This is a genomic window from Nocardia sp. NPDC004260, from assembly GCF_053603155.1.
This window is the reverse complement of sequence record NZ_JBSGEZ010000053.1, coordinates 1-13,117: the sequence shown is the minus strand read 5'-3', so window position 1 is coordinate 13,117 and position 13,117 is coordinate 1. Positions and strand designations below refer to the sequence as shown.

Sequence of the window (13,117 nt, the reverse complement as noted above, 5' to 3'; positions counted from 1 at the left end):
TGCTGAGGGCTAGCGTCGACAGTGTCGTCGCTGACGATCCAGGCGCGTGGGACCGATTCCTCCAGGTGCCACGCGGACCAGCGCGACAGGCCTCGATGACGCGAACCCTACCGAGCGGGTTCCGGACGACGGAGACAACACACCATGTCGAAGATCCTTTTCGTGATGACCGGAGTCGACCACTGGACGCTGGCCGACGGGACGAAGCACCCGACCGGCTTCTGGGCCGAGGAATTCGTGGTGCCCTTCGAAAAGCTGAAAGAGGCGGGCCACGAGATCGTCGTGGCCACACCCGGCGGCGTCGTACCGAGCGTGGACAAAGGCAGCCTCGCGCCCGAGGCCAACGGCGGTCAGGAGACCGCAGACCATCGAGCGCGGGTGATCGGCACGAGTGCCGAGCTGAACAACCCCGTCGACCTGGCGAAGGTGGACCTCGCCGACTACGCGGCGGTGTTCTACCCCGGCGGGCACGGGCCGATGGAAGATCTCGCGGTCGACGCCGACTCCGGTCGGCTGCTCGCCACCATCCTGACCTCCGGCAAGCCGCTGGCGGTGGTGTGCCATGCGCCCGCGGCTCTGCTCGCCGCCAAGGGGGAAGATGGCGCGAACCCGTTCGCGGGCTATGCCTTGACCGGGTTCACCAATGCCGAAGAGACCCAAGCGGGCTTTGCGGACAAGGCCCGATGGTTGTTGCAAGACCGGCTCGTCGAGATCGGCGCCGACTTCCGGGAGGCCGATCCGTGGGCGCCGAATGTGGTGGTGGACCGCACGCTGATCACCGGCCAGAATCCGGCTTCCTCCGCAGGGGTGGCGGACGAACTGCTGAAAACTCTCGGTTGATCACGGGACCCGTCTACCCGATCGCTGAAAGATGAGCGGCGGCCGCGTCGCCGTCCCGATCGGGGCAGTCTGCATGCCAGGTCGGCCGCGCGGGATCGCTCAGGGTCGGTGGTATGCCGGTGGCAGGCGGTACCCGCGGTCGGACAGCAGTGTGCGGAGTACGTCCGGGCGATTCGTGATGAGACCGTCCACCCCGACGTCGAGCAGAGCGGCCATGGTGGGCTGGTCATCGACCGTCCACGGCAGCACCCGCATGCCGCGGCGATGTGCCGCGCGGACGAGTTCGGGCGTGGTGAACGGCCGGTAGTCGGGGTCGGTGACGGTGCCGTCCTGCGGAGTGCCGTGCACCGGCGAGATCGCGGCCGCGCCGATGGCCGCCGCGGCCGCGACGTACTTCTCCTGCAACGATCCCGGAAAGTCGTCGATATCCATACCACCCAGCCACGGTGAGCCACCGGGCTCTCCGGCTTGCAATTTCGGCCGGCCGTCGGTCAACGCGACGGTCGGCAGCTCGGGGGCCACCTCCCGCAGGCGCGTCAAGGCGCCGAAGTCGAAACTCTGTACAGTGACCTGCCGCCCGATGCCCGCCCGGCGGATCTCCGCCACGACGACATCCACGAACTGCTCGCGGGGCGCGGTCTGTTCCGGGGCGGCGGCCTCGACCTTGGTCTCGATGTTCAGCATCACCTGATCGGCGCCGTACGCGCGCACCAGCTCGAATACCTCGGCCAGCAATGGCATTCGCGCTCCCGGCGCCCTGCGCTGCTCCGGGTGATCCGCGGACGGCACCGAACCGCAATCGATCGTCCGCACCTGAGCCAGCGTCAGGTCCCGGATGTAGGTGGTCCTCGGCACATAGGGGAACTTCGGGTCGCCCGCGACGGCCGGCGCCGTGTCCACGCACTTCGCCGGACTCGGATCGCGATCGTGGGTGACCACCGCGTATCCGTCCGCGGTGATCTGCACGTCCAGCTCCAGCGTGCTCACCCCGAGTTCCAACGCGTTCGCGAACGCGGGCAGCGTATTCTCCGCCACCAGCCCCGCCCCGCCTCGATGGGCTTGCAGATCGAACGCGGCCGGACCATCGGCCGCCACCGGCCCCGCCGCCGTCAGCACACCGCCCGTCACCAGCGCCGCGACCACACCCGCGCACATCCGCCGCATCGCTTCATCGTGCCGCCACCCGACCCCATCCGAGTGAAGAAGCGAGGAACGGACGTGTTGACAAGGCAGGGGCGTCTTCCCTAATCTCTTCTTCAACGAAGAAACTGCTTCACAGAAGATACATCTTCGAGGTAGTAAAAGTGCTGTGGGAAGGGATTTCACCATGACGTCGGCTATCGCAGGGACCGAACCGACTACCTCGCGCAGGCCGCGCCGACGCACCGTGGCGCGAGCCGTGGGGGTCGCCGCGCTGACGCTCGGCGTCGTCGGCGGAGGCGGGTACGTGTGGCTGGACCGGACCTCGGATGTCCGCAGTACCGGCGTCGTCGAGTGCACGCGGGTCGTCGCCGACGGTGGCAGCGCCGACGATCTGCGGGCCGTGTGCGGGACCATCGCCACCATGACGGCGGCCTGGGGCCGCAACGACGCCGACGCGTTCGGCGCGACCTTCACCGAAAATGCCACCTACACCACTTTTCTGGGCACCCACTACGTCGGCCGCCGCGATCTGACCGAGGCGCATCGGGCCCTGTTCTCGGGATTCCTGAAGGGCACCGAACTCGCCGACTCCTTTCTCGGAGTGCGCTTCTACGGTGCCGACGTGGCGATCGTCACCAGCCGAGGTGACCGCTACGAAGGCGATCGCCCGGCGGAGTTGTCCAAGACGCAGACCTACACGTTGGTGCGCGAAGCCGATAGCCAGTGGCGGATCGCCAGTTTCCACAACACCAAGCGGCAGCCGGTCATGGAGCGCATCTCGTTCCTGTTCGACCCGGCGACGAAGCCGGAGGCCGAACGGTGAGAGCGTTGGTGACCGGCGCTAGTGCCGGGATCGGCCGCGCATTTGCGAAATCGCTGGCAGCACAGGGCTATTCGGTGACCGTCGTGGCGCGCGGGGTCGAGGCGCTGGAGATGTTGCTCGCCGAACTCGGTGACGGACACGACTACCTCGCCGCCGACCTCGGCGCCGAAGAAGGACTGCGGGCGGTCGCGGAACGGCTTCGCGGCGGTGGTTACACGCTGCTGGTCAACAATGCCGGGACCGCCGCGCACGGCGATTTCACCGAGGTTGCGCTCGAAGCGTCGATCGCCACGTTGGAGGTGAACTGCCGGGCCGTGGTCGTGCTGGCCCACGCCTTCCTCGGTGCGGCTGCCCCCGGCAGCGTCCTGGTGAACGTGTCCTCCACGCTCGGGCACACACCGAAGCCGGGCCTCGCCGTCTACAGCGCCACCAAGGCGTTCGTCACGGCCTTGTCCGAAACGCTGTGGCACGAGCAGCGCGTACGCGGCGTACGGGTGCTGGCTCTGTGCCCCGGCGTCACCGCCACCGCTTCGCAAACCGCCACCGACGTACCGCCCTGGCTGGTCCAGACACCCGAGCAGGTGGTGGACCGTGCGCGAAAAGCTCTGTCCGGCCGGTCCGGTGCCGTCGTACTCACCAGCCCGTTCAACCGGGCAATCATCGCCGTATTGCGGCTGTTCCCCCGCCGGGCCGCCCTGGCCCTGCTGGCCGACTGAAGGAGATCGAAATGACCACCAGCACCGACACCGCCGCCATCCGCGCCCTCATCGAGCGCAGCAGGCAAGCGTGGGATCGCGGCGACGGCGCCGCCTACGGCGCCTGCTTCACCGACGACGCCACGGATATCACCTATGTCGGCACCGTCTACCACGGCGGTGCCGAGATCGGCCGGGCCCACCAAGCCCTGTTCGACAGCTTCCTGAAAGGCACGCGTCTGACCGTCGACATTGTCGAAATCCGCTGCTATGGCCCGGATGCCGCCGTCGTCGTGACCCGCGGCGAATCCTCGAAGCGGCAGCCGGGCAAGCTCGGCAAGCTCGCGACCTACATCGTCGTCCGCGACACCGACGGACAATGGCGCATCGCGGCCGTGCAGAAGACCCAGCGCAAGCCGCTGATGGAGGCCGTGTCCTTCTTGACCCAGCCCGCCACCCGGCCCGCGGCGCACTGATGGCCGCGATCGCGGTCCTGGGCGCCACCGGCCGAACGGGGCGGATGGTGGTCGACCGCGCACTGGTACGAGGACATCGCGTCACCGCGATCGTCCGCCCGGCCACCACTGCCGCGCCCGCGCTCGGGTCGACCGTTGTGACGGCCGACCCGTGTGCCGGGGGAGCGTTGACCGGCTTGCTCGACGGGTACGACGCGGTGATCTCCGCGCTCGGCGCGACCGGGCGCGGCCCCACAACCGTCTACTCCGCCGCCACCGCCGAGATCATCGCCGCCATGCGTCCGGGCGGGCGGCTGCTGGTGATCTCCTCCGCGGCGCTGGACCTCCCGGCGGACGCGGGGCCGGGCGCCAGAGTCCTCGGCGCCGTCCTGCGGAGGGTCATGCGGCACACTTACTCGGATATGGCGCGCATGGAACACCTACTCGCCCAGAGTGCTCTGCGCTGGACCTCCGTCCGCCCCACGGGATTGACCGATGCGCAGGCCGACGGCAGTCCGCGAGTCTCGGTGGGGGCGAAAGGGAAGGTCGGTCCCCGCACTTCGCGTGCCGATCTCGCCGACTATCTCCTCGACGCTATCGACGACCCGCACACCTACCAATCCGTTGTCGCTGTCTCGTCCTGATCGCGACCAACGCGGCGAGCTGTTGGTCGAGACTTTCCGGGCACGGCCGTTCCTCGGCATGGCTGTGTCGTCGTCGCGCAGACCGGCTTGTTCCGCCTCGTCCTGTCAGGTGCGGCGGTGGAGCTCGAGACGGAATCGATGGGTTTGAGGGTGATCTGCTCCCGGACGTCGAGCCGGTAGCCCGGTTCCGGTTCGAGGGTGAAGCCGTCACGGGGCCACCAGGGAACGTGTATCGTCGCCTATCAGCGGCACAGCGGCAGTTTGCGCAGGCCTGAACAGCAGTTTCGATGGTCCATGAGATCGGAGTTTCGAGTTCTCTCAGGCTATGGGCGTGTGTCGCTCATTCGGTTCGGGCATAGGCAATTTGCGTGAATGTGCGAGAACGAGTGGGAAACCAGTTCGCCACCCCCGGTGATCGACCGGCGCCCGGTGGTAGGGAGAGTGGAGCGATGGCGGGAGGCGAGCTGCGTCACGGCGTCGAACTGTCCAATCTCGATCAGCCGTTGTTCGACGAGGCCGAGGCGAGCAAAAGAGATCTGGTGGACTATCTGGAGTTCGCCGGGGAACGGTTACTGGGAGTGCTGCGCGGACGGCCGCTGTCGGTGGTACGGGTGCGGCCGGGGCATGAGCCGTTCATGCAGAAAAACCTCCCGAAGTACACGCCGGAGTGGGTGGCGCGGACGAAGGTCTGGGCGGAGAGTTCGCGGCGGGAGATCACCTACGCGCTTTGTGACGATCTGCGGACCCTGATCTGGTTCGGTAATCAGCGGGCGGTCGAATACCACCCGACCCTGTTCCTCGCGGAATCCGCACCGGAACCCACACATCTTGTGCTCGATCTCGATCCCGCACCGGGACAGACTTTCGCCGACGCCGTGGCAGGCGCCCGGCTCATCCAGGAAGCGCTGACTGCGGACGGGCTGTCCGGGGCAGTGAAGACTAGCGGTTCCAGAGGATTGCACGTATTCGTGCCGGTAGTCCCGGGGACCGATGTCGAGGACGCGGCCGCGGCGACGCGGGCCGTGGCGGCGCGAGCCGAGCGCATCGATCCGTCGGTCGGCACGACAGCGTTCATCCGGGAAGACCGCCACGGCAAGGTCTTTCTCGACGCCACCCGCGCGGGTGGTGCCACCGTGGCCGCCGCCTACAGTCCGCGTATCCGTCCGGGTGTCACCGTGTCGTTCCCGCTGCGCTGGTCGGACCTCGACGAGGTGACGCCGTCCGACTTCACTGTGCGGACCGTGCCGGGCCTGCTCGGTGACAACGATCCGTGGCAGGCGGAGATGCCTGCCCCGCAGCATCTTCCTCCGGATCTGATCGAGGAGGGGCACACGATTCCAGTGGCCCGGGTTCAGGCGATGCACGAGGGCAAACGGCGCGCCCGGGCACGCCGCGCGTCGGACACGCCCCGGACCAGCTGATCCGGTGCCCGCCGGATGATCGAACTCAGCAAGGCACTGGATGTCTCGACGAAATCCGGGACTTCCTGCGAACCCGCCGCGCGCGGCTGACCCCGCAGCAGGTTGGGCGGCCCGCCTACGGCGGCAACCGCCGCGTGGCCGGGTTGCGCCGCGAAGAGGTCGCCCTGCTCGCCGGGGTCTCGGTCGACTACTACGTGCGCATGGAACGCGGCAGCCGCGCAGGCGCCTCCGAATCCGTCCTCGACGCCCTGGCCACCGGGCTGCAAGCCTCGCTGAACGCCACGCGAGGGTCAAATGGTGGCGACGATTTTGCCGACCTGATGCCCCTGTTCCAGGCGGTGGTGTGCGGCGACGATGTCGTCGAGGGTGAACACGCTGTCGACGGTGGGGCGCAGCGCACCGGTGCGGATGCCCGCGGTCAGGAATGCCGCGATGCGGCGCACTGCCACCGGGTCGAGGGTGTGCTCGAAGCTCATGTACCGGATCATGGTGATCGGGCTCGCCGGAAACGGCGCGGGCCGGGGATCGAGCCAGCCCACCGTGACCAGGGTGCCGCTGAATGGCTTGGTCGCGTCGGCGAGATCGGCCAGGCCGGGACCCATGACGGAGTCCAGGACGATGTCGGCGCCTGCGCCGTTGGTGTGCCGGTGCGTGGCCTCGACGACATCGTCGTGGTCGGTGACGATGACAGCGGCGGCGCCGATGGCCAGCAAGATGTCCTGCTTCGCGGCGTGCCGGGTGACGGCTAGGGGAATGGCGCCGACCTGATTGGCGATCTGGATGGCGGCGAGGCCTACAGAGCTGGAGGCGGCGGTGATCAGGACATGGTGGCCGGGTCGCATCGCGGCCTTCTCGACGAGCGCGCCGTAGGCGGTGGAGTAGGCCACCCATAGCGCTGCGGCGCTCGTGGCGTCCAGCCCGGCGGGTCGAGCGATGACCCGATCGGCGGGCAGGACGATGTGTTCGGCATAGGTGCCGTTGATGTCCATGTCGGGCACGGCGGTGACGATGACCGCATCGCCGATCGCCCATCCCTCGACTCCAGGGCCGAGGGCATCGATCGTTCCGGTTGCTTCGACTCCGAGGCGGGCGTGTGGAATTCGGATCGGCCGCGGGGACATGCCCGCACGCACCATCTGGTCCAGTCGATTGATGCCGACGGCTTCGACCTTGATTCGCACCTCGTCGATGCCCGGGTCGCCGACCGGTTCGTCGACGATACGCAGAACTTCGGGGGCGCCGGTCTCGTCGAAGACGACGACTCGTGACATGGGGGCTCCTGACTCAATTCCTTGTACGGTTGTTCTAATAAATCATTTCTAGTACAGTCGTTTTAGGAATGTCAATCCGCGAACGAGGGAGCGCAACGATGGCAGGGCGGCCGGTCGACCATCGGCACCGGGAAGAGCTGCTCGAGGCGGTGGTCGACTACACGATCGAGCATGGGCTCTCCGAACTGTCGTGGCGGCCGGTCGCGGCGGGCCTCGGGGTCTCACCGACCACCCTGGTGCACCACTTCGGCACCAAAGAACAAATGCTTCAGGCCATCCTCGAGCGGTTGCGGCGGCGCATGTTCGCTGCCACCGGTGATGCGGCGGGCGCGCATCCCGACCTGGCGACGGCAGCCCGGGCGGTCTGGACCCGCAGCTCCGACCCGCGGCGGTGGGCGGAGTTCAAGCTGTTCTTCGCCGTCTACGGGCGCGCTCTGCAAGCTCCGCGCCAATTCGCCGACTTCCTCGACCATGTCGTCACCGACTGGAAGATCGCACTGTGCGAAGCCCAGGCCTCCGACACCGACCCCGAGACCGCGGCTCGCACAGCCACATTGGTGATCGCCACGATCCGCGGCCTGCTGCTCGACCTGCTCGCCACCGGCGACCGCGACCGGGTCCAGGACGCCGCCGAGAGCTTTCTGGCAACCCTCGAGCGCCGGCCGCAACCATCGCGGTGACCCGCGCGGGCGACACCTCCGGAAATCTCGCTCGGCTGGACGTGGCGGCCGGTGATGCCGTGGGCGCAGAAGTTCCACACCTCCGGGTCGTAGTGGCGACGGTCATCTCGCCCGCTCGACGAGTCGTACCGGCTGCGGATTTCAGGCGGCGGCGTTTCGCGAGTCGCCCAGTCGTTTCCGGACGGTGGCCGTGATCCGGCGTCGTCCGGAGCCGGACGCCGAAGCCGCGTAGGCGCTGACGAGTATCAGTGCGCAGCCGGACAATTGAAGCATCGTGGGCTGCTCGCCGAGGACGACCGCCGCCAAGGCGAGGGCGCCGACCGGGGTCAGCATGAGCATGGCCGCGCTCACCGTGCTGCTCAGGTGGGCGGTGGCCAGGGCGATCAACAGCCAGCCGCCGATCTGGCCGCACACCGCCGTCAGGGCCAGCCAGCCCAGAGCCGCCCAGCCCGGCGTGAATGTGACCCCTGGCCACAGCGCTCCGACGACGGCCGCGGACAGGAGCACCACCCGGTAGGACCGGACCTCGGCCAACGGCCACAGCAACGGCAACGCGAGCGCACAACGGAAGAACGTGGCGGTGGCCGGTGCGGCGCCGGACAGATCGATGAAGACCCCCGAGGTCGCGACGCCGAGCGCGCCCACGGCCATCGCCGACCGGGGCCGTGCCCGAGCTCCGCGGGACACCGCTCCCAGAAATCGCTGCCGCTGCGAAGCATTGAGCATCGGCCGACGCTACAACCGAACGATCGGTGCGGGCATCCGATTATCCACGCGACGGCGAGGTGCGCAGGCGGCCGGACCGAGCAGTGCTTCGAACACGCGTGGCGTCGTGCTGAGATTCGGTGTGAATCCTTTTCCCGCGGTCGGTCCTCTCATAGTCGTGCCGGCAACAAGGTCGGCACGGTAACGAGGAGGTCGTTGTGATCATTGCCGCTATCGCTGTCGCCGCCGTGCTGGTCGGCTGGTGTAGCGTGACGCTGCTTCGCCGCCGGAGCCGCTCCCGTGACTGACCGGATCTGGCCCGACGAGCAATTGGTCGTCGCGGCGCGCGAAGGCGACGCCGCGGCGATCACCACACTGGTATCGGGCTCCTATCCGCACGTTCGCCGGTTCGCCCACACACTGTGCGCCTCCGCCGAAGACGCGGAGGACGCCGCACAGGAGGCGCTGATCATCCTCTACCGCAAGATCGGGACCCTGCGGGCCTCCGGTGCGTTGGCGTCGTGGATGTTCCGCATCGTGCGCAACGAGTGCCTGCGGCAGTGGCGAACGAAAACCGGGCAGCCCGAGCCGATTCCGGACGCCGCCGTGGCGTCGGCCGAGGAGGAGGCGGTGCGGCGGCTCGAAGCAGGCCGGGTGGCGGCCGTGATCGCGGCGCTGCCCGCCGACCAGCGGCGGGTACTGATCATGCGAGATGTGCAGGGATACAGCGGCCGCACGGTCGCGGGCGTGCTCGGGCTCAGCGTCGCGGCGATGAAGTCACGGCTGCACCGCGCCCGCGCGACGGTCCAGCACGAGCTGCGGAATACGCCGTGGCCGGACACCGGAGAGGAGCGAAGGAAATGACCGACGAGCGAAGCTTCGCCAGCGCCTCGGTGCCCCGGCACCTGGCCCGCGGTGTCGCGGGTTTCGGCGCGCTGATCGGCGCGATCGCATTGCTGCCGGTATTCGGGGCGTTCAGCTTGCTGCTCGCGCCGGCGGGTCTGCTCGCGCTGCGCGGGTGCCCGACCTGCTGGGCGATCGGATTGGTGCAGACGATCTCCCGGGGCCGGTTGCAGCGTTCGTGCGCCGACGGTCAGTGTCGATTGACCGCTGCCGGGCACGGTCGGACAGAGCACACGACAGTCGAGCGAGCGCCCGACTCGGCGGTATCGCTATTCGCCGATCACGGTGTCGCGGTTCGGTCACCGCGGGCCTCCTCACCCCGGGACTGACGAGGCCGTCGTCCATCGAGGCCGAGCGCATGATCGCGGGGTGCGCTCGGCTCGGTGCTGTCCGGGTGGCCGTGCGCCCGCTGAGTTGCCGGACTCTCTTCGTGACAGGTTGAGTCCCGACCCTCCAGGATTCCGACATCGTGGTGCGGGGAGTGCGCAATATCCCGTGCGCGAACAACCCCGCCAAGAGGGCGCCGACCGCGGCGCTGTGCGACAGCGACCAGGAATTCCAGCCCCTCGCCACCGAAATCTCACCCGGTCCCAGTGGCAGCTGGAAGCGGTGGTGTCCTACGCGGCCGACGATCTCAACGAGTGGGATCGATGGTGCGGCGCAGGGCTTCGGCGAGGTCGCTTCCGGTCGGCGCGCTCTCGGGGTCGATGAGGTATTGCGCCGCGACGCCGGTGAGCAGGGCTTGGTAAAGGGTGCCGAGGCTGCGCGCCGCTGCGGTGTCGGTTTCGTCGACGCCGTCGAAGAGCCGGGCCAAGCCGGAACGGGCCTCGTCGAGGTTCTCGGCGAGCCGGGCGCGGGCCTCGGGGTGGGCCAGCGCGTCGAAGGTGGCCGACCACACCCCGCGATGGGCGGCGAGCGTGGCCAGCACCGCGTCCCAGCGGTCGGCGAAGCGCTGCCACGGGTCGGTCTCGTCGGGCAACCGGGTGAGCGCGTGTTCGAGATCGGCGCCCCATTCGCGGGTCGCCTCGGCCAGCGCTTCGGTGAGCAGGGCCTCTTTGGTGCCGAAGTGGTAGCCGATGGCCGCCATGCTCACCCCGGCGGCGGTGGCGATGTCGCGCACCGTGGTACGCGCATAGCCCTTGTCGAACAGGCAGCGGCGTGCGCCCGCCAGCAGATCCTCACGGTTTCCCATACGGATCATGGTAGCGCAATCGCATTAGACATTTGTCTTGTGCAGATGCGCAACATGGTTGTACGGTTCCTGGCATGCGGCAGATGAGCAACCGAAACGTCCTGATCTCCGGCGCCAGCATCGCCGGTCCCGCCCTGGCCTTCTGGCTGAAGCGCTACGGGTTCACCCCGACGATCGTGGAGAAATCGCCGACGCTGCGCGAGGGCGGGCAGGCCATCGACGTGCTGGGCACCGCCACCGAGGTGGTGCGGCGCATGGGCCTGCTCGACCGGGTGCACGAGATGAGCACGGGCAAGCGCGGCACCTCCTACGTCGACGCCACCGGCAAGACGCGTGCCAGCATCAGCAGCGAGACGTTCAACGGTGTCGGTGCCAACGGGGACACCGAGATCCAGCGCGGCGATCTGGCGGCAGTGTTGTACGAAGCCACCCGCGACGACGTCGAATACCTGTTCGGTGACTCCATCACCGACTTGGTGCAGGACGAGGACGGCGTGCGGGTGAGCTTCGAGCACGCCCAACCGCGCACCTTCGAGCTGGTCGTCGGCGCCGACGGCGTTCATTCCCACACGCGCACATTGATTTTCGGGCCGGAGTCGCAGTTCGCGCGGCATATGGGCTACTACATCTGCATCTACACGATCCCGAACTTCCTCGATCTCGATCACTGGGAGCTGGACTACAACACTCCCGGCAAGATCGCCGGTGCCTACAGCGCCAGGGAGAACACGCGAGCCAAAGCGATTTTCGCGTGGGCATCCGACCCGATCGACTACGACTACCGCGACATCGAGTCGCAGCAGAAGATCGTCGCCGACACCTTCGCCGGCCTCGGCTGGCAGGTACCGCAACTGCTCGCCCACCTCGATACCGCGCCGGATTTCTACTTCGACGCGATGGCGCAGATCCGCATGGACAGCTGGCACAAGGGCCGCGTCGCCCTCGTCGGTGACGCCGGCTACTGCGCGTCGCCGCTGTCCGGGCAGGGCGCGGACCTGTCCCTGGTCGGCGCCTACACCCTCGCGGGCGAGTTGGCGGCCGCCGGAGGCGATCACAGCATCGCGTTCGCTCGCTATGAACGACGGATGCGGCCCATGGTCGACGCCTGCCAGAAGTTCGCCGAGGGCGTGGGCGGGTGGTACGCACCCGCGAGCAAGGCGATGATTCGCTTCCGCGATATCAACGTGCGCCTGCTGCCGTACCTGCCGTGGCGGGGCCTGATCGGCGGCGCCCCGCAGAAAGTCGCCCGCACCATCTCGGCCGGAGATTACGCGGACCTCGAGCGAGCCTCAGGGCGTTAATTCGGGTGACTCCTACCGTGACATGGTCGATACTCGACCGTTCATGGGTCGATGTCCGGAGGTGGGGAAGTGAAGCTGGCGGAGGCGTTGGCGTTGCGCGCGGATTCGGCGCGCCGGATCGAACAGTTGCGTGCTCGGATCGTGAGTAACGCTCGCTATCAGGAGGGGGAGGAGCCCGCCGAGGACGCGGCGGATCTGCTGGCGGAGGCGGGACAGGTGCTCGGTGAATACGAGACGCTGATCCGGCGCATCAATCGGACCAACGCCGCCGCGCGGATCGGAGACGACGGCACCTTGACCGACGCGCTGGCCCGACGGGATGCGTTGCGGCTGCGGCACTCTCTCGTCACGGCTGCGGCGGACGCCGCGGCGGGCAAGGGGCAGCCCGGGTACGCGCGCCAGCTGCGATCCGAGTTGAAGATGTTCTCGGCGTTGCCGGTTGCGGAACTTCGCGGGCAGGCCGATGACCTCGCCAAGGAACTGCGCGAACTCGACGTGCGCATCCAGCGCTCCAACTGGGAGGTCGACCTGCTGGATTGATGCGAGAGGTGGAGCGGGTAGCCGTCACGGAGGCGTGCACGAACCGACGGGCCGACGGGATATTCGGCCCACTTTCTCGGCGCACGATGGGCAGTGCGAGGGGTTCGATTCCCCGTCTCACACCGCAGCCCAGCACCGCGCACACGAGACAGTGCACAGCACACAGCACACCACCATGTGCAGATCCGTGACGACGAGGGCGGGTCAGGGGCACTCCACCTCTCGCGTCGATCCCAGAGTCCGCCGCACGGTAGGGGCGGCAGGCCGGGGCGTACGTCGTCGTCGAGGGTCCATTACGACGCGGGACGATTGGAGGACGCGCGTCGCTACTACGCCGACGCCGCCCAAGCCGCCGGGCCGTATCACTCCACAAGACGGCGCTCCTCAACCGCTCATTCCCTCGGGTATCGATGTCGCTGATAGCACTACCTTCGTTCATGGCTGGGACCTCCGGGGAACGCTTTTGTTGCTTGTCCTGCGAGGACTGAAATGAGACGGCGTCCC

General features: G+C 68.1%; 15 protein-coding genes and 1 pseudogene. 12 read left to right on the top strand and 4 right to left on the bottom strand.

Features of this window, described 5'->3' with window-relative positions; all coding sequences use genetic code 11:
* The first annotated feature begins 144 nt into the window (after positions 1-144).
* The gene (locus ACWEO7_RS26670) at positions 145-840 is read left to right on the top strand and encodes a type 1 glutamine amidotransferase domain-containing protein (protein ID WP_452427131.1); all 696 of its coding nucleotides are present in this window, start codon (positions 145-147) and stop codon (positions 838-840) included.
* A 99-nt stretch (positions 841-939) separates the two neighbouring features.
* Here ACWEO7_RS26670 and ACWEO7_RS26665 read toward each other — a convergent pair whose 3' ends face one another.
* Positions 940-2,004 (bottom strand): glycerophosphodiester phosphodiesterase family protein, encoded by a 1,065-nt coding sequence (locus ACWEO7_RS26665; protein ID WP_452427130.1) that lies wholly within the window; start codon positions 2,002-2,004, stop codon positions 940-942.
* Positions 2,005-2,167: 163 nt separating this feature from the next.
* Between ACWEO7_RS26665 and ACWEO7_RS26660 the strand changes: the two genes are divergently transcribed.
* The 6 genes and pseudogenes from ACWEO7_RS26660 to ACWEO7_RS26635 form a co-directional block, all read left to right on the top strand.
* Positions 2,168-2,806, top strand: coding sequence for an SgcJ/EcaC family oxidoreductase (locus tag ACWEO7_RS26660; protein WP_452427128.1), 639 nt, complete (start codon positions 2,168-2,170; stop codon positions 2,804-2,806).
* 8 nt (positions 2,807-2,814) lie between these two features.
* Complete coding sequence (locus tag ACWEO7_RS26655; protein ID WP_452427127.1) at positions 2,815-3,522, top strand: SDR family NAD(P)-dependent oxidoreductase; 708 nt, start codon at positions 2,815-2,817, stop codon at positions 3,520-3,522.
* Positions 3,523-3,533: 11 nt separating this feature from the next.
* A complete protein-coding gene (locus tag ACWEO7_RS26650) occupies positions 3,534-3,977 on the top strand; it encodes an SgcJ/EcaC family oxidoreductase (RefSeq protein WP_452427125.1) in 444 nt (147 codons plus the stop codon).
* On the top strand, positions 3,977-4,600 hold the full coding sequence (locus ACWEO7_RS26645; protein WP_452427124.1) for an NAD(P)-dependent oxidoreductase: 624 nt from the start codon (positions 3,977-3,979) through the stop codon (positions 4,598-4,600). The genes ACWEO7_RS26650 and ACWEO7_RS26645 overlap by 1 nt, the downstream gene beginning before the upstream one ends.
* A 449-nt stretch (positions 4,601-5,049) precedes the next feature.
* Positions 5,050-6,021, top strand: coding sequence for a DNA polymerase domain-containing protein (locus ACWEO7_RS26640; RefSeq protein ID WP_452427122.1), 972 nt, complete (start codon positions 5,050-5,052; stop codon positions 6,019-6,021).
* A pseudogene (locus ACWEO7_RS26635) lies at positions 6,021-6,287 on the top strand (helix-turn-helix domain-containing protein); the annotation flags it as partial. The gene ACWEO7_RS26640 and the pseudogene ACWEO7_RS26635, both read left to right, overlap by 1 nt.
* A 24-nt stretch (positions 6,288-6,311) precedes the next feature.
* Here ACWEO7_RS26635 and ACWEO7_RS26630 read toward each other — a convergent pair.
* Positions 6,312-7,292, bottom strand: coding sequence for a zinc-dependent alcohol dehydrogenase family protein (locus ACWEO7_RS26630; RefSeq protein ID WP_452427120.1), 981 nt, complete (start codon positions 7,290-7,292; stop codon positions 6,312-6,314).
* 98 nt (positions 7,293-7,390) lie between these two features.
* On the opposite strand from ACWEO7_RS26630, the gene ACWEO7_RS26625 reads away from it, so the two are divergent.
* The gene (locus ACWEO7_RS26625) at positions 7,391-7,972 is read left to right on the top strand and encodes a TetR/AcrR family transcriptional regulator (RefSeq protein WP_452427118.1); all 582 of its coding nucleotides are present in this window, start codon (positions 7,391-7,393) and stop codon (positions 7,970-7,972) included.
* Between the two features lie 141 nt (positions 7,973-8,113).
* On the opposite strand, the gene ACWEO7_RS26620 is transcribed toward ACWEO7_RS26625, so the two are convergent.
* Positions 8,114-8,698 carry an EamA family transporter gene (locus tag ACWEO7_RS26620; RefSeq protein ID WP_452427116.1) on the bottom strand — a complete coding sequence of 195 codons (585 nt, stop codon included), beginning with the start codon at positions 8,696-8,698 and terminating at the stop codon, positions 8,114-8,116.
* A 279-nt stretch (positions 8,699-8,977) separates the two neighbouring features.
* On the opposite strand from ACWEO7_RS26620, the gene ACWEO7_RS26615 reads away from it, so the two are divergent.
* Both ACWEO7_RS26615 and ACWEO7_RS26610 read left to right on the top strand, forming a co-directional pair.
* Positions 8,978-9,541 (top strand): RNA polymerase sigma factor, encoded by a 564-nt coding sequence (locus ACWEO7_RS26615; protein ID WP_452427114.1) that lies wholly within the window; start codon positions 8,978-8,980, stop codon positions 9,539-9,541.
* Positions 9,538-9,909, top strand: coding sequence for a hypothetical protein (locus ACWEO7_RS26610; protein ID WP_452427112.1), 372 nt, complete (start codon positions 9,538-9,540; stop codon positions 9,907-9,909). Before ACWEO7_RS26615 ends, ACWEO7_RS26610 begins: the two co-directional genes overlap by 4 nt.
* Positions 9,910-10,214: 305 nt before the next feature.
* On the opposite strand, the gene ACWEO7_RS26605 is transcribed toward ACWEO7_RS26610, so the two are convergent.
* Positions 10,215-10,772, bottom strand: coding sequence for a TetR/AcrR family transcriptional regulator (locus ACWEO7_RS26605; protein ID WP_452427110.1), 558 nt, complete (start codon positions 10,770-10,772; stop codon positions 10,215-10,217).
* A 74-nt stretch (positions 10,773-10,846) separates the two neighbouring features.
* Between ACWEO7_RS26605 and ACWEO7_RS26600 the strand changes: the two genes are divergently transcribed.
* Together ACWEO7_RS26600 and ACWEO7_RS26595 are read left to right on the top strand one after the other, a co-directional pair.
* Positions 10,847-12,073: an FAD-dependent monooxygenase gene (locus ACWEO7_RS26600; RefSeq protein ID WP_452427109.1), complete on the top strand. Its 1,227-nt coding sequence runs from the start codon at positions 10,847-10,849 to the stop codon at positions 12,071-12,073.
* Positions 12,074-12,142: 69 nt separating this feature from the next.
* Complete coding sequence (locus ACWEO7_RS26595; protein WP_450019527.1) at positions 12,143-12,613, top strand: DIP1984 family protein; 471 nt, start codon at positions 12,143-12,145, stop codon at positions 12,611-12,613.
* Positions 12,614-13,117 lie beyond the last annotated feature (504 nt).

Excerpts from the sequence above, each read along its gene's own strand:
- ACWEO7_RS26670 (WP_452427131.1), top strand. The coding sequence starts at position 145 with ATGTCGAAGATCCTTTTCGTGATGACCGGAGTCGACCACTGGACGCTG.
- ACWEO7_RS26665 (WP_452427130.1), bottom strand. The coding sequence starts at position 2,004 with ATGCGGCGGATGTGCGCGGGTGTGGTCGCGGCGCTGGTGACGGGCGGT.
- ACWEO7_RS26660 (WP_452427128.1), top strand. The coding sequence starts at position 2,168 with ATGACGTCGGCTATCGCAGGGACCGAACCGACTACCTCGCGCAGGCCG.
- ACWEO7_RS26650 (WP_452427125.1), top strand. The coding sequence starts at position 3,534 with ATGACCACCAGCACCGACACCGCCGCCATCCGCGCCCTCATCGAGCGC.
- ACWEO7_RS26645 (WP_452427124.1), top strand. The coding sequence starts at position 3,977 with ATGGCCGCGATCGCGGTCCTGGGCGCCACCGGCCGAACGGGGCGGATG.
- ACWEO7_RS26640 (WP_452427122.1), top strand. The coding sequence starts at position 5,050 with ATGGCGGGAGGCGAGCTGCGTCACGGCGTCGAACTGTCCAATCTCGAT.
- ACWEO7_RS26630 (WP_452427120.1), bottom strand. The coding sequence starts at position 7,292 with ATGTCACGAGTCGTCGTCTTCGACGAGACCGGCGCCCCCGAAGTTCTG.
- ACWEO7_RS26625 (WP_452427118.1), top strand. The coding sequence starts at position 7,391 with ATGGCAGGGCGGCCGGTCGACCATCGGCACCGGGAAGAGCTGCTCGAG.
- ACWEO7_RS26620 (WP_452427116.1), bottom strand. The coding sequence starts at position 8,698 with ATGCTCAATGCTTCGCAGCGGCAGCGATTTCTGGGAGCGGTGTCCCGC.
- ACWEO7_RS26610 (WP_452427112.1), top strand. The coding sequence starts at position 9,538 with ATGACCGACGAGCGAAGCTTCGCCAGCGCCTCGGTGCCCCGGCACCTG.
- ACWEO7_RS26605 (WP_452427110.1), bottom strand. The coding sequence starts at position 10,772 with ATGGGAAACCGTGAGGATCTGCTGGCGGGCGCACGCCGCTGCCTGTTC.
- ACWEO7_RS26600 (WP_452427109.1), top strand. The coding sequence starts at position 10,847 with ATGCGGCAGATGAGCAACCGAAACGTCCTGATCTCCGGCGCCAGCATC.